Genomic DNA, 21,050 nt, shown 5'->3' with positions numbered 1-21,050 from the left:
TTTTTTTATTTTTTAAAAAAGACTTTATTGCCTGCTGAGGCAATTCTCAATTTGGCTAGACAGATAAGTCGGATCTGAAAGGATTACGATTGCTGGTAAAATGATTTTAGCATAGGCAATTAAAAGCATGTCATTTACCACAAGAATTCAGAATTAATAACCTAGTGAATTCAGTTCTATTCAAATTTTCTATTAACTTTTTTTACCTCCTTAATTAACGTAAAAAAAGTCAAAACGGATATTGGGAAAACTATAAGACAAAAAATAGAATACGTTCCCCAGTCTAAATTTTTATAATTAGGCCTTACGATTTTTTCAAAGATCCCTCTGAATATAGCAAAATTAATTGCAGCAAATACACACAATAGTACTGCAAGAAAAAATATTTTGAATTGTCTCATTGATTTAGTGTTAACAACAATACTCTTACGTCAGTTACAAAAAAAAGAGCCATAAAGCTCTTTTTCAAATATCTTACAAAAACCAAACCCCCGCTACGCCTCGCCCATCTGCCCACCAAAGTTCATCGGGAAGGGAACGGGGTCGTTGGATTGTCTGATTTCGCCGAAGTTGGCTTCGTATTTTCTGATATTGTCCTGCAGTGCCAATAGCAACCTTTGGGCGTGTTCAGGTGTTAAAATCACCCTTGATTTAACCTTGGCTTTCGGTACGCCAGGCATCAGTCTGATAAAATCCACCACAAACTCTGAGTTGGAGTGGGCTATCATGGCCAAATTGGCGTAAACACCTTCGGCCATTTCTTCAGACAGTTCTATATTGATTTGATTTTCTTCTTCTTCCATCTTATTTATGCTTTGTTCTAAAAATCAAAACTATGAAATGTTTGTTTATAAACGAAAATTTATCTCAAAATCTTACTTTAAGGTTATTAAATGGTTAATAATCAGGTCCGTTAAATAGGTTTTTCTATTCTAAATGAGGATTCTTAGCACTTTTTGTGCTTTTATCAAACTATTACGGCATTTTTGTTTTAAGTTTTGTATTTTTTTCATAATTTTGCAGCCCGAAACCGAAATCAAATATTCTCGGTCGTAATCTGGATTAAAATATCCGTAAACAAATTACAAATAATGGCTCGCGATTTAAAATTTACAAGAAACATTGGTATTGCCGCCCACATTGACGCCGGTAAAACCACCACTACTGAGCGTATTCTTTACTACGCTGGTGTTAACCACAAAATAGGTGAAGTACACGACGGTGGTGCTACTATGGACTGGATGGAGCAAGAGCAAGAAAGAGGTATCACTATCACTTCTGCTGCTACCACAGTGGGTTGGAAATACAGAAACAACGATTACCATATCAACATTATAGATACTCCAGGACACGTGGACTTTACCGTAGAGGTAAACCGCTCACTTAGAGTATTGGACGGTTTGGTGTTTTTGTTTAGTGCAGTGGACGGTGTAGAGCCACAGTCTGAAACAAACTGGCGTTTGGCCAACAACTATAACGTGGCTCGTTTGGGCTTCGTAAACAAAATGGACCGTTCGGGTGCTGACTTCTTAAACGTGTGTAAGCAAGTAAAAGAAATGTTGGGCTCAAATGCAGTTCCGCTTCAGTTGCCTATCGGTAGTGAAGAAAACTTCAAAGGTGTGGTTGACTTGATCAACAACCGTGGAATGGTGTGGAACGAGCACGACAAAGGTATGACGTTCCAAGAGGTGCCAATTCCTGAAGATATGTTGGAAGAAGTAGCTGAGTGGAGAGAAAATCTATTGGAAGCGGTAGCTGACTACGATGAGACTTTGATGGAGAAATTCTTCGAAGATCCAAACTCTATCACTGAAAACGAAATATTGGCCGCTTTGCGTGCTGCTGTTATTGATATGAAAATCGTACCTATGTTGTGCGGTTCGTCGTTCAAAAACAAAGGTGTACAAACTATGCTTGACTTGGTAATGGCCTTGTTGCCGTCGCCACTAGACAGAGACGGTATCAAAGGTACCAATCCTGACACAGGTGCTGAAATCGTTCGTCAGCCAAGTGCTTCTGAGCCATTTGCTGGTTTGGCGTTTAAAATCGCAACTGACCCATTTGTAGGTCGTTTGTGTTTTGTTAGATCATACTCAGGTACATTGCCTTCAGGATCTTACATCTTGAACAACCGTTCAGGTAACAAAGAGCGTATTTCTCGTATATTCCAAATGCACGCCAACAAGCAAAATCAGATTGATGCTCTAGAAGCTGGTGATATTGCTGCGGTAGTAGGTTTTAAGGATATCAAAACAGGAGATACTCTTTCTGACGAAAAACACCCAATCGTTCTTGAATCAATGGTATTCCCTGATCCAGTTATCGGATATGCCATCGAGCCTAAGAAATCGGCTGACCAAGATAATTTCTCGAAAGCTATCACTAAGCTTATCGAAGAAGATCCTACCTTGACAGTTGAAACCAACGAAGAAACAGGTCAAACTATCATGAGAGGTATGGGTGAGCTTCACCTTGAGATCATCATTGACCGTATGCGTCGTGAATTTAAAGTGGAAGTAAACCAAGGTGCTCCGCAAGTAGCATTCAAAGAGACATTTACTAAGACTGTTGAACACCGTGAAGTTTACAAAAAACAATCGGGTGGTAAAGGTAAATTTGCTGATATCGTATTTGAGTTTGGTCCAAGAACAGACGAAGAAGAAGGAAAAGAAAAGAAAGTGGGTCTTCAGTTCGAAAATGCCATTGTAGGAGGTGTTATTCCTCGTGAATTTATCCCAGCAATTGAGAAAGGTTTTAGAGAGGCTATGAAGAACGGTCCATTGGCTGGTTTCCCTGTTGATTCATTCAGAGTGAAATTGTTCCACGGTTCATTCCACGATGTCGATTCAGACTCATTGTCATTCGAATTGGCCGCTCGTATGGGCTTCCGTGAGGCAGGTAAACAAGCAGGTGCGAAATTGCTTGAGCCAATCATGGCTCTTGAGGTATTGACTCCTGACGAATACACTGGACCTATCACAGGTGACTTGAACCGTCGTAGAGGTATGATGAAAGGTATGGACACCAAAGCTGGATCACAAGTGATCAAAGCTGACGTGCCTTTGTCGGAGATGTTTGGATATGTAACTGACCTAAGAACAATGTCTTCAGGCCGTGCTACTGCAAACCTTACATTCTCTCACTACGATTTCGTTCCTGCAAACATCGCAGAAGGCGTAATCAAGAAAGAAAAAGGATCGTAAGTGTTTCTATAGATTGTTATTAAGAGCAGCTCTTCGGCAACGGAGGGCTGTTTTTTTTTGCGATAAAATTCGTAGATTTGACTTTAACCTTTGATAAAATGAATATTTTTAAAATCCTTTGCTTTCTACTTGTTTTCTTTCAATTCTCTTTTGCCCAAAAAACAGTTAGCAAAAGTATCGCCTCTCTTTTCACAAATTCAGAAAAAATACAAGGCAAGCCAGAATATTTAGCAAGTCCGTATGCTGCTGCTGGGGATAGGCTCTACATGGTTGGTCATCAGGACGGCACGTTCCCTGACTTGGGCTGGCATGTGCAGGGAGAAATGGGCGGAGTATGGTGTCATCCTATCAAGCTTTTGGACGGATTCGAGGTGGAAATGTTGGTAAATAACCAAAAGTACGTTTTGAACAAAGCCGATACTTTTGAAAATTATGCATTTGGCAATAAGCTTACTTACAGTAGTTTATCTTCAGATTTTTTAGTAGAAAGATATCAGTTTGTACCAGATGGAAAGAAGGCGGTTTACATTGAGTTTTTTATAAAAAATATGACCAATACAGCTTTAAATGTTTCGATTGAATTCAAAGCCATTTCTAATCTTATGCCCGTTTGGTTGGGTGAAAGAACCAATATGGTAGATGGCAAAGATGAGGCTGTTTTTAAAGAAAACAAATGGTTGGTAAAAGATAAATTGAATCCTTGGTTTGTAGTTTATGGTTCATCATCAAAGGGAATTGCGATTTCTAATAAGGAGAATCATTCACGCAAACCTAATACTTCTATTACCCGTACTCAATACAATCTGACCGTTTCTCCTCTGGCCAATGCTATTTTTCCATTCACTATAGCGGGTTCTGAAAAGAGCCAAATGGAAGCTTTGAGAACATACGCGGAGCTAAGTCCAAATGCCACTCCTTATTTACAAAAGAAGCAAAATAGGCTTTTAAATATAATTGAAAAATCGAAAATAACGTTCAGCGATAAAGACCTTGAAAAAGGATTTCGCTGGATAAAATACAATAACGATTGGCTCATCAGAGATGTTGAAGGACAGGGGAGAGGTTTATGTGCGGGATTACCAGATTATCCCTGGTGGTTTGGTGTTGATAATGAATATACCTTAAAAGGATTAATTGCCACGGGGCGTAAAGATTTGGTTTACAGTACGATAGATTTGATTCATGGCATTTCAGAGAAAACTAACGGCAATGGAAAAATTGTACACGAAGTTTCCACAAACGGTGCGGTTTTTAACAACGGAAATGTAAACGAAACACCGCAGTTTGCGTCATTGATTTGGGAGGTGTTTTGCTGGACTGGTGATAAAGCTTTCTTGAATAAATATTTTCCGACAATAGAAAAAGGCTTGGAATGGCTCTTAAAAGAAAATGATAAGGACGGAAATCTTCTTCCTGACGGCTTCGGAATGATGGAAATACATGGTATGGATTCCGAGATGATAGATGTGGCGGTTTATTCTCAAAAAGCTTTCGCTGACGCCGCTAAGATGGCTAAGGTTTTGGGAAAAACATCTTTGGCCAATCAATATCAATCAAAAGCGGACAAAATAAAAGAAAAGATCAATAAGGATTTTTGGGTGGAAGAGTCTAACTCTTATGCTGATTTTATTGGGACTAAAAAACAAGCTTTGCACCTTCTTGATGATGCCATTATCAGAGCCGATACTTTGAAAAAACCATGGGCGGTGGCTGAACTTCAAAGTTCTAAAAAACAAATAGAAACTTACCGAGACAATGAAAAAAGAGGATTTGTGATGCACCACAATTGGGTAGTAAACACGCCTATGGAAATGGGCATTGCGGATAGGGAGAAGGCGATTAAAGCTTTGGAGACAGCCAAGAAATTTACAAATCCATACGGTATGTTTGTTACTGGTATCGACAGAGACGAAACCGCAGGATCAGAGGAAGGTTCGTTTGTAACCAATCGGAAAATATTTACCTACACAGGTGCCGTTATGACCCTGCCAACAGGTGTTCAAGCCGTGGCCGAAAACAACTATGGTAGACCAGACGAAGCATATTCTCTGCTTAAAAGAATGATGAAATCCTTCAGTTTTGCACTTCCAGGTTCTATTTATGAGGTTTCACCTGATTTTGGTATGTTTTCACAAGCTTGGAATATGTATGCTTTTGGCGAGCCTATAATCAAGCAGTTTTTTGGAATAAAGCCATTGGCTCACCTGAAAACGATTCATATTTCACCATTGCTTCCTTCGAAACTTACAGAAGGTAAAATAGAGTCGGTAGAGATAGGAGAGAACCTCATCGGAATGAGTTTTACTCAAAAAACAGATTCCCAAATCTTCGATATTTCACAAAAAAATACCGATTGGAAACTTGTTTTCTCGCAACCAAAAGGAAAATTTGGCAATTGGAGATTAAACGGAAAATTAGTTAAACCTATGGTAATAGCTGAAACGGAAGTGATTGAATTTAAGGGTTTAAGAAATTCTTTGGTTTTGGAAAATTAAGGTTATTGGGATTTAATCCTTTATTTTAATTCTATTTAACTAATGTAGAATAGTAGAAAGTCCTCTTATAAAGAATCCAAAAATTTCAGATTCACGTACGTGAGTAAAACTAAATTATTTACTCATGATACGAATGAAAACGAATCTAATAGCTCTAGGCTTAATAGCCGGCCTTGTTTCTTGTGACAAGGAGACGGTTGAAATGCCTGTTTCGAAACCCGATTTCGAATTTTACGTTCTGCAGGATGGAAAGCAACTGCAAAAAATAAACGCTATGAAGTCAGAAACGGCCACTCAATCGGTAACGATTACTGGTTTGGTGGCCAATGATGCACTAACTGCCATTGACTTCAGACCAGCCACTGGCGAATTATACGGAGTGAGTATAATGAACCGTCTTTATGTTATTAACCAGGAAACGGGCACTGCAAGAGTTATCGGAGCCGCGGCACTCAATCCAACCATTAACGGCACGGCTGTAGCTCTTGACTTTAATCCTACAGTTGATAGAATCAGATTAGTGACCAACACAGGCCAAAACCTTAGACTTCACCCTGAAACAGGAGCAGTGGCTGCTACAGATGATTCAATTGCTGGAGGTATGTCGCAAGTTATTGAATCGGTGGCATATACAGGCAACATGGCGGGTGCTAGTGCTACCATTTTGTATGATATAGATGCCAAAACCGATAAACTTTACAAACAAGACCCACCAAACAATGGCGTTTTAGTTGAAGTTGGAGCTTTAGGTACTGATATTGCTATGAGTGCTGGTTTCGACATAAATCCTGCCGGAGATGTGGCTTTGACTGCAGTAAAAGTAGCCGATAAATGGGAGCTACACCAAGTTAACTTGACAAGTGGAATGCTTACAAAATTAGGTAATTTACCCTCAGGAAATATAAACGGTTTGGCTATTCCAACCGCACCAGTCTCTTTCGCTATTGATGAATCAAACAACCTTTTGGCTTTTAATTTTAAGAATGTTGGTACTCCTGTAAGCAAGCCAATAACTGGGCTTCAAGTGAGCGAAACCATCTTAGGTATTGACTTTAGACCTGTAAATGGACAGCTTTATGCTTTGGGAAGTTCAAGCAGAATTTATGTTTTGAATACAGCCTCTGGAGCTGCAACGGCTGTAGGAACTATGCCTTTTAGTACAATGCTAATGGGAACTTCATTCGGTTTTGATTTTAATCCAACAGTGGACAGAATTCGTTGTGTGAGCAACACTGGCCAAAACCTTAGGTTACATCCTGAAACAGGCGTAATAGTAGCTACTGATGGTGCTCTGAATCCAGGAATGCCGATGATTGTAGCCTCTGCATACACCAATAATTTTGCGGGTGCTACCTCAACAATACTTTATAATTTGGACGCAAATACGGACAAATTGTACAAGCAAGACCCGCCAAACAATGGCACTCAGGTAGAAGTAGGAGCTTTAGGGGTCAATATTGATGCTGCAAGCGGTTTTGATATAGGAAGTAGAAGCGGTATGGCTTATGCGGTCTTGAAAGTTGCAGATAAGTCGTCTGTTTACTCTGTAAATTTAACCACAGGAATGGCTACTAAAATGGGTGATTTGCCGACAAATGTACGTGCTTTTGCGGTCGGAACTGGTTTTTGATAGATAGATTGAAACAAACAAAAAGACCTCTGAGATTATATTTCAGAGGTCTTTGTTTTTTGGATTTAATAAGAGAGAGGTCAATAAGAACTAGTCTATAAGTTTTTGATTGCTCAATTCAGTGTATAAATCTAATAGGTTTATTTTGTCGAGATTTTCCTCACCTACCTCGTTAATATCAATAAGCTCCACTCCATATCTTTTAAATGCTGGAGAATCTAAAAGGTCATCAATGTTTACTCCATTTTTTGTGAAATCGCTGATACCTTTCAAAAATTTATCTTCTTGCTCGAAAAGTCCGATTTGATTAGTAGGCTTTGGAACAATTACCTTGGCTGGTTTTTCTGGAATAATGGCATCTATACCTTTCCCAACTTCAATTTTTGGCTCCACTTTAGGTGGCTCAATAATCTCTGGTTCTTCAATGTTATCATCAAATCTTGCAGCAACTATAGTTACCCGCACTTTGTCCTTCAAGCTACGGTCAATCGCAAATCCATGTTTGAATATCTTGGCTCTCGATTTTATTTGACTTTCTACAAAATCCGTCACCTTTGCTTGGTCAGACATTTTTATTTTGTATTCTGGCAGTTCGTCAGAGTAGGCTATCGAAACCAATATACGTTTGGCACCTTTGATGTTGTTGTTCTCGAGCAACGGTGAGTTCAATGCGGCTTCTATAGCCAAAGAGGCTCTATCGGGGCCGGTAGCTTCCGCAGAACCCATAACGGCGTGACCAGCATCGCCTAAGACTGTTTTAACATCTGCAAAGTCAAGGTTTACGATACCAGGACGGGTAATAAGCTCGGCTATGCTTCTTACAGCATTAGCCAATACTTCATCGGCTTTTTTGTAGGCAGACTCTATGTCGAGATCACCATACATTTCTACTAGTCGGTCGTTTTTGATTACCAAAACGGTATCGCAACATTCTTTGAGTTTGGCTATACCATTAGAGGCTTGTTCAAACTTGTCTAGTCCTTCATGTCTGAAGGGATCTGTTACAACTCCGATGGTCAATCTGTTTTTGGCCTTAGCATATCTTGCAATTTCTGGTGCAGCACCTGTACCGGTTCCACCACCCATACCGGCAGTGATAAAAACCATCTCGGTAGGGTCAGCCAGAATATCATTAATACTTTTTTCGCTTTCAATGGCAGCTTGTTTGCCTACTTTCCAGTCGGTTCCTGCTCCAAGTCCTTTGGTGAGTTCGGCACCCAGTTGGAGTTGAATGACGTCTTCTGGAAACTGCTTGAGAGCCTGTGCATCTGTATTACAGGCCACAAAATCCACATCGTGCATGCCTTGGTTGTACATGTTGAGCATGGCGTTTCCGCCGCCGCCTCCTACACCAATTACTTTTATTATTTTTTCCATTTTGGAATTGAATTCAATTTTATATCTGGGTACTTTCACCATAAATTGCTAAAGCTCGTTAAAACCTTAGTTAATATATTCATCGTTCATTTTTTTGTCGATGATAAGATCCTTGAGCATCTCAAATATCGGTTTTTTGGGTGCCTTGGCTTCTTTAACACTTCCTGTTTTTTTCTCAGGAACTTCAACCTCGAGTTCTTTTATAGTGGCGTGTTTGAGAATTCTATTGTCCAGTCTAGTATCAAAAGCAAAATAAGGAGCCATCATGAGACCTAAGACTGTGGAGTATTTCGGTTTGTTCAGAAACTCATGACCGTTAAAATTGATTTTGCTACTCATTTTGGCTTTTCTGACACTTTTCATTTTACAAACATCAATGAAGATGTCTTTGATAATTCCCATTGAAGCTGTTCCACCAGTGAGTATTATACCATTGGTGAGCATGCCATCATAGCCAGAGCGAATTAGCTCACTTTTAACAATAGCTGCAATCTCTTTCAAACGCCACTCTACCACCGTAGAGGCATTTTTAAGAATAATTTCAACAGGGGCAAGGTCTTTTTTACGTTCGATAACAGCCGCCTCCGTGTCGCTGATGCTACTCGAAGGGATGTTTCCACATATCTTTTTAAGGATTTCGGCCTCTTCAAAACTTATCTGGAATGTTTCCGCTAAATCTTTTGTGATGGAGTTACCACCTATAGGAAGGGCTTTAAAGTAGCGAATGCCATTTTTGAGATAAATACAAATCTCCATCATTTCTGCACCGATGTTTACTATGGCTACACCATTACGTTTGTCGTCTATGGTGTTATCGAGCAGTGCAAAAGAGTCAGCAACTGAGCTTAAAAGTACGTTTTCTACCTGAATAGGTGCTGGTTTATCGTCGTCAGTCTTGGCCTTTACACTTTTCAGGGTGTAGTGGAGGTTTTCTAAACTTTCGGCCCTAGAAGTCACAAAAAAGAAGTCACCGCCAATCTGAACACCAAACTTACCTACCACTTTTTCGCCAGCTTTTATGTCGTTTACATAAAAATCTTGCGGCATGCAGTGAAGCACAATTCTTCCCGGATGTGCCTTGAAAGTTACTCTCACATCGTCTGCAAGTTTATCTACATCGGCTTGCTGAATTTGTTTGTTTTCACCCGATTTGGTCACTTTTCCTTTATGAAAGTGCCCACTGATTTCTGGGTTTGATATATTGACATTTACGGACTCAAGATTGATGGTGAGTTTGTCGGCAAGTTCTTCCAAAACCTCATCAATAATCTCAATGGTGCGATGAGCATTTTCTATCTCGCCATTTCTCAGAACTTCGTCTTTAGGCACTACAGCTCTCTCCACAAAACCATTGATTTTAATGGTTCCGTCTTTTTGTAAAGAACCGGCCGCCGCACTTATTTTTGAAGTACCTATGTCGAGACCCACTACCAAGTTATCTTCTTCCATGTCAGATTTATATTATTAAACTGCAAATTAATATTTATACAAACTTATTTAAAATCACTCAATTACAAACTATTTGGCCTTCATATTTTACGCTTACCTTCGAAAAGTCGCTCCATATTTTTTGTGGCAATATCTGCTTATAAAACACCAAAAGCTTATCGAATTTGGCATTGATGTTTTCGGGTTTTCCAAATTCTATCACGTTCTTGCCCATGAGCGGAATCATGTTTACCTCTTTGTTTTCGTTCACGTCTATTTGTGTAATTTGTGCCGACCAGAACTCGTCCTCACTTATGGTATTGATCAGATTTAACAAATCGCTGTTTTTTTCTGACTTCAGACTTCTTAGTCTGTTTATGTAATTACCACTGATAAGCAATACCGTCGGGCTAAAATGCTTAGATATTGGAAATAGATTGCCTTCCTTATCTATATATCTATCGCCATTCTCGCTGTTGCTAAGTATTCTTCCCACTGGTTTAAAAGCTTCAATATCGAGTACCAAATATCCATGACGATCAAAGTAAGCTTTGCAGCTTTTAACTGTTCCGCTTTCAAGAACACGCTTTTCTACCTTTTCAAGGCTGATATTTTCTATTATTTTTCCCTCGAAAGGGTCATTGCCATACTGGGTAACCCATTTTTCAATGTCTTCTTTGGTCACCAAAAACTGGTCTGCGTTGTCTTTTATTTTGGTTTCGAGACCTTGGCATCTTCTGGAGGCGTTGTTTTTGGTGGCGGCCAATATCAGAAATAGTGCAAAGGCAGCCAAAGAGCCTCCAATTGCATAACTTACGGTTTTTTTAAGTTTCGGCATTTTCATAACTCACTCAAAAATTTATTGGGTTCCTCTAAAAGTTTAAATCTATCCGATGGCTTGGGTTCCAAGTCAGTTTGACACCAATCTTTCAATATTTTGGTGTCAGTGTTCCATTTTTGTCCATCCCAAAACTCTAAGCCTTTGTGGTCTCTAATTTTATAAAGTGCCGCAGGCTTGTATGCAGTTCCTAAGTAAATGTTTTTTTTGTTATGGTCTTTGCTCCAGCGTATTACACGCCACATCATCCATTTGCCCAAAGAGTGTGTTCTCATGTATTGGGTGTCAAAAAACGCGAACCAATAATGTACCAAGTCGTCGTTTATTGCTGCCAAAACATAACCTAGCACTTTTTCAGAATTACTAAATTTAAAAAAATGCGTGCCAGTTTCTTGTTTGAGTATGTAATCCCACCTCTCGAGGCTCATGTTGTCTTCGCCTATTCTTTCGTTGATGTAGTTTGAGCAAAAGGCCACAAATTCAGGGTCTTTCGTATCAAATGTCCTTTTTTCTAAAAGCTCCAGCCTTATGTCCAGTGGTTCAACCAACCTACTCACACGACGATTCTCTGAGGTATCATCAAAGTTTTGTAGATCAACCCGTAAACTTCTGGCCAAATAAAAGAGCTCGCATTCGATGTTTATATTACCAGTGTATGGAAGAAAGCCTTTGTCGTATATCTCAGTCAACTCTGCCTGCGACTCTTTCTGAGCGTAAATGGCATAGTTGAAAGTATAAGTGCCGTAGTCGACATTATTTTCAGAGAAAAAGACTTTCATTTTTGGGTTACTTTAAAAATTTCCTCCACTATTTCTTTTGCAGCATGAGGTTTTGCAAATTTCAGAATATTTTCTGACAATACTCTGAGCTTTGTTGCATTTTCCGCCAGCTCAACTATTGAATCAACCAAATGGTCTGCTATTTCGGCATCTTTAACCAGTATTGCGGCGTCTTTTGATGTTAGACTTAGAGCGTTCTGAGTTTGGTGGTCTTCGGCTGCAAACGGATACGGAACCAAAATAGCGGCTTTACCAACCAGAGAAAGCTCGGATACCGACAAGGCTCCTGCTCTTGAAACCACCAAATCGGCGGCGGCGTAGGCTTTGTCCATTTCATAGATAAAGTCCGATACATACACTCTACTGGTTTGTAGATTTGCGACAGTCTCTCTTGCTTGATCAATGTAAGTTTTGCCAGTTTGCCAAATAACCTGCAGGTCAGCATTCAAAATATCCTTGAGGCCATTGCTGATGCCTTTGTTGATACTCAAAGCTCCCAAGCTACCTCCAATAATCAACAAGGTTTTGCGATCAGGTTCTAAACCAAAGGATTTTTTGGCTTCGGCTGAGCTTATTTCGATTTTGGCTAGATCACCCCTCACTGGATTTCCGGTGAAAACTATTTTGTCTTTATCGAAAAACTTCTCCATATTTGGGTAGGCCACACAAACCTTTTCTGCTTTTTTCGAAAGAATTTTATTTGTAACCCCGGCGTAAGAGTTTTGCTCTTGTATGAGCGTTTTTATGCCCAATAGGTTAGCCATCCGAAGCGTAGGACCACTAGCAAAACCACCAACGCCTATGGCAATGTCAGGTTTGAAGTTTCGAAGAACTTTGATCGCTAAAATTAAACTTTTTATGAGCTTATAAGGAAAAGAAACATTGGCTAGCATATTGGATCTGTTAAATCCTGCTATCGGTAAGCCTACGATTTCATAACCAGCCTTTGGCACTTTTTCCATTTCCATTTTGCCCAAGGCTCCCACGAAAAGGATTTTGGAATTCGGTTTTTGGGCTTTTATTTCGTTAGCAATGGCTACAGCCGGAAAAATATGACCACCCGTGCCACCACCTGATATGATAACTCTTAGTTCGTTGTTCATACTTTGTCTGAGTTTTTAGTGACACTTAAAACTATACCGATGGCTACAGATGTAAACAAGGCCGATGTACCACCCATACTTATCAAGGGCAACGTTTGTCCGGTTACTGGTCCTAGGCCTACGTTTATAAACATATGGGCAAATGCCTGTAAAACTATACTTAAGGTAAGGCCAACACTCAATAATCCTCCGAATGCTCTCTTGGTGTTTTCTATATTCCAGACACCTCGATAAAGTAACCATAGATAAAGCCCCATTACCACTAAACCACCAAGTAGACCCCATTCTTCTATCAAAATAGAATAGATAAAATCAGAGAATGCATCTGGAAGAATGTTTTTTTGACTACTATTTCCTGGGCCAATACCGAAAATACCACCTTTTGCTATGGCTATGAGAGCATAGTCTTTTTGATCACTCACACTACCATGTTCGCCTCCTGTTCTCCCATCACCATCTAGATCTTTTGTAACAAAACTTTCTGTACGGTCTATAACGGTTTGCACACGTCCTAGCTCGGTTCCCGTAGCTCGTTTAACAACCAAACCGAGAGATAAAACGCCGAACAAGCCTGCTACCAACACCAATACCATTCGTAGTAAAAAGCGATTAGGTACACGACCAATCCACATTATAAGAAAGCAAGTTATTCCCAAAATTACGGAGGTAGAAAAGCTTGATATTGAAAGTAGACCGACTATTAGTCCGGTCCAGAATATCATTATCCAGAGGTCTTGAGCTTTGTATTCAATGTGTTGCCGCCTTGCTAGCATGGCAGAGAGGTTGGTAATGAGTACAAGTCTTACAAAATCAGAGGTTTGGAATGAAAATCCAAGTATAGAAACCCAACGCCTTGCTCCTCCAACACTGATTCCAAACATGAGCGTATAAAGTATCAAAAACGGTGTAAACCAAAGAAAAACATGGGCCAGTCCGGCATATTGTGTAAAGTCGAACTTATGAATCACAAATGTAATTGACAAACCTACGAGTAGAAAAAAAGTATGCTTAAGAAGAAAAAACTCTGTATTTCCGTCGGTTTTGCGGTAAGCTAATGCACTTACCGAGCTGTAAACTACCACCACACTAATGAGTGAAAGCAACAATAGTATCCACCATATCTGCTTGTCGCCTTGCAGATGGTTCTTCAGTTTGAAGGGAATCATCGGATTAAGAATTTTATATTTTTAGCACGTAGAAAACCAAATGTTTTCAAAACAAAAATAAATTATTAATTCTGAAAAAATTAGCAAATTTTCCAAAATATATCACCGCTAAATAAAAAAAGGGGAAATCTCGCTTGATTTCCCCTTTTCGAATATTTTAACGGAATTTATTTTTTCAGAGCATCTCTGATTTCCGTTAATAGATCAATCTCTGATGGACCAGCAGGAGCCGCTTCCTCTACAGGTTTCTTTGTTTTATTGTAAGCTTTTACAATTACAAATAAAACCAGACCAACCGCAATTAGCTTAATGATGGTATTTATCCATGAACCATACTTAATGGCGTTTTCTGGGGTAACTACAGCACCATCTGGGCCTAAAATTGCCTCATCCAGTACATACTTCAATTCCGAGAAGTCAGCACCACCAGTAAAATGGCCTACAAATGGCATGGCTATGTCAGCCACAAAACCGTTTACTACTGCTCCAACTGCAGCACCTAAAATAACACCGACTGCAAGGTCAATGACATTGCCAGTCATAATGAAGTTTTTGAATTCTTTTAACATGAAATTATATAGGTTTAAATTAAAAAATTGGTTACAATTGAATTCCGAAGCCTAAGTTTAGACCTCCATTTGTTTGCCAGGTACTGTTAAATTTACCACCATCCACATCAGCTTTAGATATTTGATCTCTATCAAAGATACCAATAAGTCCCATGTTTAGGTTAATATATTTATTTAGTTTGGCTGTCAAAATAACGTTAACGTTGTGGTCGACGGCTTTTGATATCGGTGCATAAGCGTAGAAAGACTGCCATCTGGCTTTGATATTTAAGTTTTTTGAAATATTTCTGTCGTAAGCAGCTACTCCTTGAAAACCTGCTTCGAAAAGCATTTTTTTACCTTGTTCTACTCCATAAGAATAGAAAGTGGGTTTTCCATCTTTGGTTGTACCCGCTTTTTTTGTGTTTTCAAAAACTTCATCATTCATTACGAATGTCTGACGCAAGGTAGCTCCTCCAAAAGAAAGCATCAAATAGGGTGACGCTTTGTACTCTAAACCAATACCTTCTGAAAGAAAAGCAGGGGCAAAAAGGCTTGAAATTACTGGTCTTTTAGTATTGGCATAGTCGTAACCGGTTATAAATTGCGATAGTAAATTAACTCCTGCAAACCAATTGAGCCTATCACTGATTTTTCTGGCATATTTGGCATCGTAAAATAACCTATCGATGTTTTTTCTGAATTCTCTTTGAGTAACACCGTTTACTTTTGGTAGATTATTTAAAAAACCCAATTGGAGTTGGAGATCACTAGTAAATGCCCCTTTCGCCTTTGTGAATACGGCTTTGTTATTAAACACAGCACCAAGGCCGATATTATTAACACCACCACCTTGCCAAGATTGGCTAAAGGCTGAGCCGCTGAAATTGGCTCCGAGTTGAGTTCCTTTGGTCCACCATCCGTATTTCAAAGAATCTTCCATATTTTTGAGTAAGGGCTTTTCAGGTTTTTGAGCCCAAAGAATTGTGCTTGCTAATAAGAAGCTAAAAGTTAAGAGAGTAAATTTTTTCATTTTTTAGTTTTTTATATAAGAACAGGTTTAGGACGGCTTAATTGAATAAAGTCACTTTTTCGGATTGCAAAAATTTCAAAGGGAAAATTGCTTGGCCCTCGTTTGTTTCAATAGTTATACTGGTGTTATCAATTTTTATGATTTTACCTTTGGTATCCGATATTTGAATTACTTGACCTTCCACGAACTTATTCTTAGAGTAAAAAGAACTGATAATATTCAAAAGAATTTCTTTAGAAGCAAAACCATAACCTATCGCAAAGGCAAGTACCATTCCGCCAATGATAATATTAAAGCTTGACTCCAGCAATGTGGTGTTTATACCTGCTTGACCCAAAGCTAATATCACTGTTATAAATAGCAGAAAAAAGAAGACACCCATGCCTATAAGTTTGCCGGAGGCAATATTGAAAGACTTACAAAGGGCAACCACAAAGTTTCGAGCTAAATCAGAAAGAAAAAGACCCAAGAGCGTCATTACACTAGCTACCATGACCTTTGGAATGAAGTTGACCAACATCAAAAACATGTTAGAAATGGCTGGTACCCCTAGTTTATCAGCCGCTGAAACTGACAAAAACAGCATGATAAAGATATAAACAATCGTGGCAATTATGTTGCTCAGCTTAAAGTCTAGATTGAACTTTTTTACAGCCTCGATTTCTTTGATTTTATCGCCTATTTTGTCTATCCCTACTCTCGAAAGCACATTTTTGATGATGACAGATGTGGTTTTGGCCACTATCCAACCCACTAAAAGAATAACGATGGCACTGATGAGGTTCGAAGTAAAGGTGCTGAATTGTTCTATTAGTTTTGAGAATGTATCAATCAGGATATCCTTAAGGTTTGGTAATTTATTCATGTGTATTATTTTTTTTTGGTTCAAATTCTTGTAAATATTTTACACCGGCTAGCATGGGTTCTCCCACAAACATATTGACAATGGTCATGGCATCCCTGATGAGTTCTATCTCAGAAACCAACATCTCTTTGAGTGCTTCTGGAGCCATTAAATCATCATCATCAAAATCATCAGTAATATTCATTTTTTCCAGAAAAAAATCAGTTTTATAACAATCAAAGCAAAAATCACCATGTTTTCCAGATAAAGCTTTCTAAGCTTTTCTTTACTACGTAAGAGCCTCATTTTTACTGCACTTTCTGTGATTTTTAGCGTTTCGGCAATTTCCTTAATACTAAAGTCGTCTTGATATTTCATCAATATTAGTGCTTTTTCGTCGCTCGGTATTTTTTCTAAACTTTTACTTAGCTGACTTCCTTGCATTTGAGCCAGTTCTTCGTCTTCGTAGTCGTCTACAAGTTCATAGTCACCCTCAAGTGCTACTTCTTGGTTTTTTTTGGTTACCCTTATTTGATCCATGCAATAATTGTATGTGATTGAATATAACCAAGTTGAAAACTTTGAAGTTTCTTTAAAAGTCCCGATTTTAACTATCAGTTTCAAAAAAATGTCGTGTGTAAAATCTTCAGCTTTGGCTTGATTATAAACAAACGAGTAACATTTTCGATAAACTTTGTTTGCATATCTCTCGTATATTTCCTCGAAATAAACATTTCGTTGAGTTTCTACATAAAATGCAACTAATTCTTCGTCTTTAAGATGTTTTAATTTGGAGTTCTTCAATTTTGACCAGATTTTTTGAAAAAGTAACTTTTGGGTAAAAAATTTAACTCATGGCTTGGGTATCGCCCTTTGGAAGGCACACAAATTTAAGAGTTTATTTTTAAATGTTTTAAAAGGGGATGGCAATTGTTACTAAACGGATGTTAATTGTTTATAATTCAATCAATTATGCCCTTTTGTTTTAAATATTTTAACTTATTTGCAGGTTGTACAATAAGCTTTTTGATATTTATTTTTGAAAGTTTAGGTAAAATATTTCGCAAATAAAGTATGCTTGCATAATATTGTGAAAAATATTTTATCTCCAAAAAAAATGACTATCAACGATTATTTCGAAAAACTTACAACAAAAATAAATCCTTCGGATTTAGAGGGTATTTCTACTAAAATAAATTTTGACCTGAAGGGTAAAGAAATGCACTTGGTAGTCAATGACGGTGCCATATCTGCTAATGAGGGTCTCGCAGACGAAGCCGAAGTGAGCATTACTGCCAAAGAAGAAGATCTGTTGTCAATCATACAAGGCGAAACCAATCCGATGATGGCTATGATGATGGGCAAAATAAAGATATCCAATCCAGGTGCTATGATGAAGTATGCTAAAATTTTAGGGTTGATGTAATTGATGAATTATATAGCAATAACCCCAATTTTGAGAAAAATTGGGGTTATTGTTTTTTTATCTTGTCGAATAATTTGGAGCCTCTTTCGTGATTTGTATATCATGTGGGTGAGATTCCTTCATACCCGAAGAGGTGATCTTAACAAATTTGGCCTCTTGCAATTCAGCGATATTAGCGGCTCCACAGTAACCCATACCAGCTTTGAGTCCTCCAGTCATTTGGTAGATGATTTCCCTTACCAAACCTTTGAAAGGAACCCGCCCAACTATACCCTCAGGCACTAATTTTTTAACATCGTCAGTTGCATCTTGGAAATAACGGTCTTTAGAGCCGTCTTCCATAGCCTCTACCGACCCCATACCACGGTATGACTTGAATTTTCTTCCTTCAAAAATAACTATTTCGCCTGGAGACTCCTCAGTACCGGCGAACATTGAACCCATCATTATGGTGCCAGCACCGGCGGCTATAGCCTTTACTATATCACCCGAAAACCTGATACCACCGTCAGCTATAACCGGTACTCCGGTACCTTCTAATGCTTTTGCACATAAATAAACGGCGGACAATTGGGGCATTCCGATACCCGCAATGATACGGGTTGTACAGATACTACCAGGCCCCACGCCGACTTTTACGGCATCTGCACCGGCATCTGCAAGAGCTTTTGCTGCCTCTCCAGTGGCCACGTTTCCACACATTACATCTAGGTTGGGAAACTTGGCTTTAATACTTTTGAGTGCATCTATAACACCTTTTGAGTGGCCGTGGGCGGTATCAATACTTACCACATCAACACCTGCTTTTACCAAAGCCGCTACCCTTGCCTCAAGGTCTGACGTTACACCTACGGCCGCACCAGCCAATAATCTGCCTCTTTTGTCTTTGGCGGCGTATGGTTTATTTTTCTTCTTTAGAATATCCTTATAGGTTATCAAGCCAACCAATTTGTTGTTTGCATCTATTATAGGAAGTTTCTCTATTTTTTTGTGCATCAAGATATTTTCGGCATCATCAAGACTGATGCCTTCGTTTGCCGTAACGAGGTTGTTGATGGTCATTATTTCTTTTATCGGCAGACTCATATCGGTCTGAAATCTCAAGTCACGGTTAGTTACTATTCCTTTTAAGATTTCGTTTTCGTCTATTACCGGAATTCCACCGACTTTGTATTCTCGCATGATTTTCAAGGCATCACCCACTACAGCATGGATGCTCAGCGTAATTGGGTCGCTTATCATGCCGCTTTCAGAGCGTTTTACTCGCCTCACTTGATCGGCTTGTTGCTCAATGCTCATGTTTTTGTGAATAATACCGATACCACCTTCTTGGGCTATGGCTATGGCCATTTCGTGCTCGGTTACGGTGTCCATTGCCGCAGAGATCAATGGAATATTTATTTCGATGTTTTTTGTGAGCTTAGTTCTGGTGTTGGTGTCTTTTGGAAGAACCTCAGAATAGGCAGGAACAAGTAGTACGTCGTCGTAGGTGAGTGCTTCAAAAAGAAGCTTGGATGAGTCTAACATATGGCAAATAATTCAGTTTTATTATTTGCCATGCAAAGCTATGGAAAATTTATTAAAATTCCGCCATTTACTTTAAATGATATTGGGTTTATTGCTCTAAGTGCAATTTAATGCTATACAAAATATGAAAAAGGCAATTTAGACATTCAAAAATCGTAAGTGAAGTCAAAGTTTATTTTGCTCAAAAAATTAAAGATTTTTTGCTTCAAAATTCTGTGTTTCGGAGATTGAAATTTTTAGTAAAGTACGCCCCGAGCCTATGGCAAAAGCGGTATTTTGGCTTATAAAAATTGCCTCATAAAGACTAAAGGGTAGATTGAGCTTTGTGTGGTGAATACTGGGTTTTTGGTCTTTTGTTTCCAAAACTATATTGCCATCACAGCCTGTAAAAAGTGTGTATTTGTCGTTTTTTACTCTACTCCAGAGTAGGCCGGAATCGTTGAATACTTTTTTGTGGTCGGTGTTGTGAATTCTTCCTTTTTTGCCAACCCAGCCGCCCGTTGCTACAAATTTATCGGGACCTTCAAACTGGACTTCATGGTAAATACTGTTGCCTAGTTTTTGTTTTTTAATCCAGCGGTTGTTTTCAAAGACCATGAGATTGGTACGGTTGGGCGAGTACATCAAACCATAAATTTTATTGTCAAAGGGATTATTTTTAACACACCACACCATGTTGAAGGTATTTTTGTAAATCCGACGCCAAGTTTGACCCATATCTGAGGAGACCAACACAAATCCGTTCGGAATACTCTTTCCAGAATGGGCTATCTTTGAATTTCCGCCGCTCAAAAATATATTTTTTTGGTTATCTACAGCCAAATTATAAAAGCAGGCATTTTCGTAATTTCTTACTTTTATAGTTTTCCAGGCCTTGGTTTTGAGGTCATGAATATATAGCGTTCCTTTGTCGCCACTGGCCAAAACCGTTTGATTGTCTAGGTTTTCGAGTTTGTAGATATCCAGACCTTCGGTCGGATAAGATATGTTTTCTATGTTCCCTTGTGCGTCAAGTGACTTCAGTATACCATATTTGCCTGCAACCCAAAATTTGTCCTCAACCTTGATGATGTCATAGTAAGAGGAGTCGGCAAAAGACTTGCCCTGCTGCAAAATATCTACCGAAATATCTTGAGCCGTAAGTTGTGATAAGCTGGTTGTAAACAGTATAAATAGTAAAAGTCTCTTCAAGGGCTGTTGAAAATTATCGGTTTATAGAATAAATTTTAATAGGTAATTTATCAAAAGGCAATAATAATAAAAAATGTTCAAAAATTAAGCCACGTAAGGTTTCTTGGGGCAAAATTCTTACCTTTTTTATTTTAATTCAAAACTGTCTCCGTCTGATAAAAAAGGGAATCTTGTGCGGAAGTTTTGTAGGTTTTCGAATGATAATTCTGTGGATATAATGGTGTCTTTTTCCTCGGCATCGCATAGAATCTTTCCAGTGAAGTCAATGACTAAAGACTGTCCGTTGTAAATCAGGTTGTTGCCATCTGTTCCTATACGATTTACACCAACTACATAACATTGGTTTTCTATCGCTCTAGCTTTGAGAAGCGTTCTCCAAGCTTCTATGCGTGCCATTGGCCAAGATGCTACATAAATTAGGAGGTCGTAAAATGGTGCGGTGTTTCTACTCCAAATAGGGAA

At 38.8% G+C, this 21,050-nt stretch carries 19 protein-coding genes; 4 read left to right on the top strand and 15 right to left on the bottom strand.

Annotation, left to right across the window (positions count from 1 at the left end; genetic code table 11):
- Positions 1-494: 494 nt before the first annotated feature.
- A complete protein-coding gene (locus tag EGI31_RS11590; RefSeq protein ID WP_255037397.1) occupies positions 495-803 on the bottom strand; it encodes a DUF3467 domain-containing protein in 309 nt (102 codons plus the stop codon).
- A gap of 288 nt (positions 804-1,091) precedes the next feature.
- Between EGI31_RS11590 and fusA the strand changes: the two genes are divergently transcribed.
- From fusA to EGI31_RS11575, 3 genes are all read left to right on the top strand, one after another.
- Positions 1,092-3,203 (top strand): elongation factor G, encoded by a 2,112-nt coding sequence (gene fusA / locus EGI31_RS11585; RefSeq protein ID WP_255037396.1) that lies wholly within the window; start codon positions 1,092-1,094, stop codon positions 3,201-3,203.
- Positions 3,204-3,301: 98 nt separating this feature from the next.
- Entirely contained in the window at positions 3,302-5,698 is a 2,397-nt protein-coding gene (locus EGI31_RS11580) for an amylo-alpha-1,6-glucosidase (protein WP_255037395.1), read from the top strand.
- A 133-nt stretch (positions 5,699-5,831) separates the two neighbouring features.
- Positions 5,832-7,328, top strand: a complete 1,497-nt coding sequence (locus tag EGI31_RS11575) for a DUF4394 domain-containing protein (protein ID WP_255037394.1) — start codon at positions 5,832-5,834, stop codon at positions 7,326-7,328.
- 90 nt (positions 7,329-7,418) lie between these two features.
- Here EGI31_RS11575 and ftsZ read toward each other — a convergent pair whose 3' ends face one another.
- The 11 genes from ftsZ to EGI31_RS11520 form a co-directional block, all read right to left on the bottom strand.
- Positions 7,419-8,705 carry a cell division protein FtsZ gene (gene ftsZ, locus EGI31_RS11570; protein WP_255037393.1) on the bottom strand — a complete coding sequence of 429 codons (1,287 nt, stop codon included), beginning with the start codon at positions 8,703-8,705 and terminating at the stop codon, positions 7,419-7,421.
- Positions 8,706-8,771: 66 nt separating this feature from the next.
- On the bottom strand, positions 8,772-10,154 hold the full coding sequence (gene ftsA / locus EGI31_RS11565) for a cell division protein FtsA (RefSeq protein WP_255037392.1): 1,383 nt from the start codon (positions 10,152-10,154) through the stop codon (positions 8,772-8,774).
- Positions 10,155-10,212: 58 nt separating this feature from the next.
- Positions 10,213-10,971, bottom strand: coding sequence for a POTRA-like domain-containing protein (locus tag EGI31_RS11560; protein ID WP_255037391.1), 759 nt, complete (start codon positions 10,969-10,971; stop codon positions 10,213-10,215).
- A 2-nt stretch (positions 10,972-10,973) separates the two neighbouring features.
- Positions 10,974-11,750 carry a GNAT family N-acetyltransferase gene (locus EGI31_RS11555; protein ID WP_255037390.1) on the bottom strand — a complete coding sequence of 259 codons (777 nt, stop codon included), beginning with the start codon at positions 11,748-11,750 and terminating at the stop codon, positions 10,974-10,976.
- Entirely contained in the window at positions 11,747-12,853 is a 1,107-nt protein-coding gene (gene murG, locus EGI31_RS11550; protein WP_255037389.1) for an undecaprenyldiphospho-muramoylpentapeptide beta-N-acetylglucosaminyltransferase, read from the bottom strand. The genes EGI31_RS11555 and murG overlap by 4 nt, the downstream gene beginning before the upstream one ends.
- Positions 12,850-14,019 (bottom strand): FtsW/RodA/SpoVE family cell cycle protein, encoded by a 1,170-nt coding sequence (locus EGI31_RS11545; RefSeq protein WP_255037388.1) that lies wholly within the window; start codon positions 14,017-14,019, stop codon positions 12,850-12,852. Before EGI31_RS11545 ends, murG begins: the two co-directional genes overlap by 4 nt.
- A 167-nt stretch (positions 14,020-14,186) precedes the next feature.
- Positions 14,187-14,588 carry a large conductance mechanosensitive channel protein MscL gene (mscL, locus tag EGI31_RS11540; RefSeq protein ID WP_255037387.1) on the bottom strand — a complete coding sequence of 134 codons (402 nt, stop codon included), beginning with the start codon at positions 14,586-14,588 and terminating at the stop codon, positions 14,187-14,189.
- Positions 14,589-14,619: 31 nt separating this feature from the next.
- The gene (locus EGI31_RS11535; RefSeq protein WP_255037386.1) at positions 14,620-15,600 is read right to left on the bottom strand and encodes a DUF3078 domain-containing protein; all 981 of its coding nucleotides are present in this window, start codon (positions 15,598-15,600) and stop codon (positions 14,620-14,622) included.
- 37 nt (positions 15,601-15,637) lie between these two features.
- Positions 15,638-16,465: a mechanosensitive ion channel family protein gene (locus tag EGI31_RS11530; RefSeq protein ID WP_255037385.1), complete on the bottom strand. Its 828-nt coding sequence runs from the start codon at positions 16,463-16,465 to the stop codon at positions 15,638-15,640.
- Positions 16,458-16,649, bottom strand: coding sequence for a hypothetical protein (locus tag EGI31_RS11525; protein ID WP_255037384.1), 192 nt, complete (start codon positions 16,647-16,649; stop codon positions 16,458-16,460). The genes EGI31_RS11530 and EGI31_RS11525 overlap by 8 nt, the downstream gene beginning before the upstream one ends.
- A complete protein-coding gene (locus EGI31_RS11520; RefSeq protein ID WP_255037383.1) occupies positions 16,646-17,248 on the bottom strand; it encodes an RNA polymerase sigma factor in 603 nt (200 codons plus the stop codon). The genes EGI31_RS11525 and EGI31_RS11520 overlap by 4 nt, the downstream gene beginning before the upstream one ends.
- A gap of 313 nt (positions 17,249-17,561) precedes the next feature.
- Here EGI31_RS11520 and EGI31_RS11515 point away from each other — a divergent pair, with 313 nt between their 5' ends.
- The gene (locus tag EGI31_RS11515; protein ID WP_255037382.1) at positions 17,562-17,870 is read left to right on the top strand and encodes an SCP2 sterol-binding domain-containing protein; all 309 of its coding nucleotides are present in this window, start codon (positions 17,562-17,564) and stop codon (positions 17,868-17,870) included.
- A gap of 57 nt (positions 17,871-17,927) precedes the next feature.
- On the opposite strand, the gene guaB is transcribed toward EGI31_RS11515, so the two are convergent.
- The 3 genes from guaB to EGI31_RS11500 all read right to left on the bottom strand — a co-directional run.
- Entirely contained in the window at positions 17,928-19,397 is a 1,470-nt protein-coding gene (gene guaB, locus EGI31_RS11510) for an IMP dehydrogenase (protein WP_255037381.1), read from the bottom strand.
- A gap of 189 nt (positions 19,398-19,586) precedes the next feature.
- Positions 19,587-20,588, bottom strand: coding sequence for a WD40/YVTN/BNR-like repeat-containing protein (locus tag EGI31_RS11505; protein ID WP_255037380.1), 1,002 nt, complete (start codon positions 20,586-20,588; stop codon positions 19,587-19,589).
- Positions 20,589-20,714: 126 nt separating this feature from the next.
- On the bottom strand, positions 20,715-21,050 hold a 336-nt coding region (locus tag EGI31_RS11500; RefSeq protein ID WP_310586203.1), incomplete at its 5' end, for a nitrilase-related carbon-nitrogen hydrolase.

The organism is Lacihabitans soyangensis (genome assembly GCF_024343775.1).
In the GTDB taxonomy this organism is placed as follows: Bacteria; Bacteroidota; Bacteroidia; order Cytophagales; family Spirosomataceae; genus Leadbetterella; species Leadbetterella soyangensis.
The sequence above is the reverse complement of the archived record's forward strand: the minus strand, read 5'-3'. Positions and strand labels throughout refer to the sequence as shown.

Coding starts and splice junctions, on each gene's coding strand:
- EGI31_RS11575 (WP_255037394.1), top strand. CDS start 5,832: ATGAAAACGAATCTAATAGCTCTAGGCTTAATAGCCGGCCTTGTTTCT.
- EGI31_RS11580 (WP_255037395.1), top strand. CDS start 3,302: ATGAATATTTTTAAAATCCTTTGCTTTCTACTTGTTTTCTTTCAATTC.
- ftsZ (WP_255037393.1), bottom strand. CDS start 8,705: ATGGAAAAAATAATAAAAGTAATTGGTGTAGGAGGCGGCGGCGGAAAC.
- EGI31_RS11560 (WP_255037391.1), bottom strand. CDS start 10,971: ATGCCGAAACTTAAAAAAACCGTAAGTTATGCAATTGGAGGCTCTTTG.
- EGI31_RS11530 (WP_255037385.1), bottom strand. CDS start 16,465: ATGAATAAATTACCAAACCTTAAGGATATCCTGATTGATACATTCTCA.
- EGI31_RS11545 (WP_255037388.1), bottom strand. CDS start 14,019: ATGATTCCCTTCAAACTGAAGAACCATCTGCAAGGCGACAAGCAGATA.
- EGI31_RS11525 (WP_255037384.1), bottom strand. CDS start 16,649: ATGAATATTACTGATGATTTTGATGATGATGATTTAATGGCTCCAGAA.
- EGI31_RS11515 (WP_255037382.1), top strand. CDS start 17,562: ATGACTATCAACGATTATTTCGAAAAACTTACAACAAAAATAAATCCT.
- murG (WP_255037389.1), bottom strand. CDS start 12,853: ATGAACAACGAACTAAGAGTTATCATATCAGGTGGTGGCACGGGTGGT.
- guaB (WP_255037381.1), bottom strand. CDS start 19,397: ATGTTAGACTCATCCAAGCTTCTTTTTGAAGCACTCACCTACGACGAC.
- EGI31_RS11590 (WP_255037397.1), bottom strand. CDS start 803: ATGGAAGAAGAAGAAAATCAAATCAATATAGAACTGTCTGAAGAAATG.
- fusA (WP_255037396.1), top strand. CDS start 1,092: ATGGCTCGCGATTTAAAATTTACAAGAAACATTGGTATTGCCGCCCAC.
- mscL (WP_255037387.1), bottom strand. CDS start 14,588: ATGTTAAAAGAATTCAAAAACTTCATTATGACTGGCAATGTCATTGAC.
- EGI31_RS11535 (WP_255037386.1), bottom strand. CDS start 15,600: ATGAAAAAATTTACTCTCTTAACTTTTAGCTTCTTATTAGCAAGCACA.
- ftsA (WP_255037392.1), bottom strand. CDS start 10,154: ATGGAAGAAGATAACTTGGTAGTGGGTCTCGACATAGGTACTTCAAAA.
- EGI31_RS11555 (WP_255037390.1), bottom strand. CDS start 11,750: ATGAAAGTCTTTTTCTCTGAAAATAATGTCGACTACGGCACTTATACT.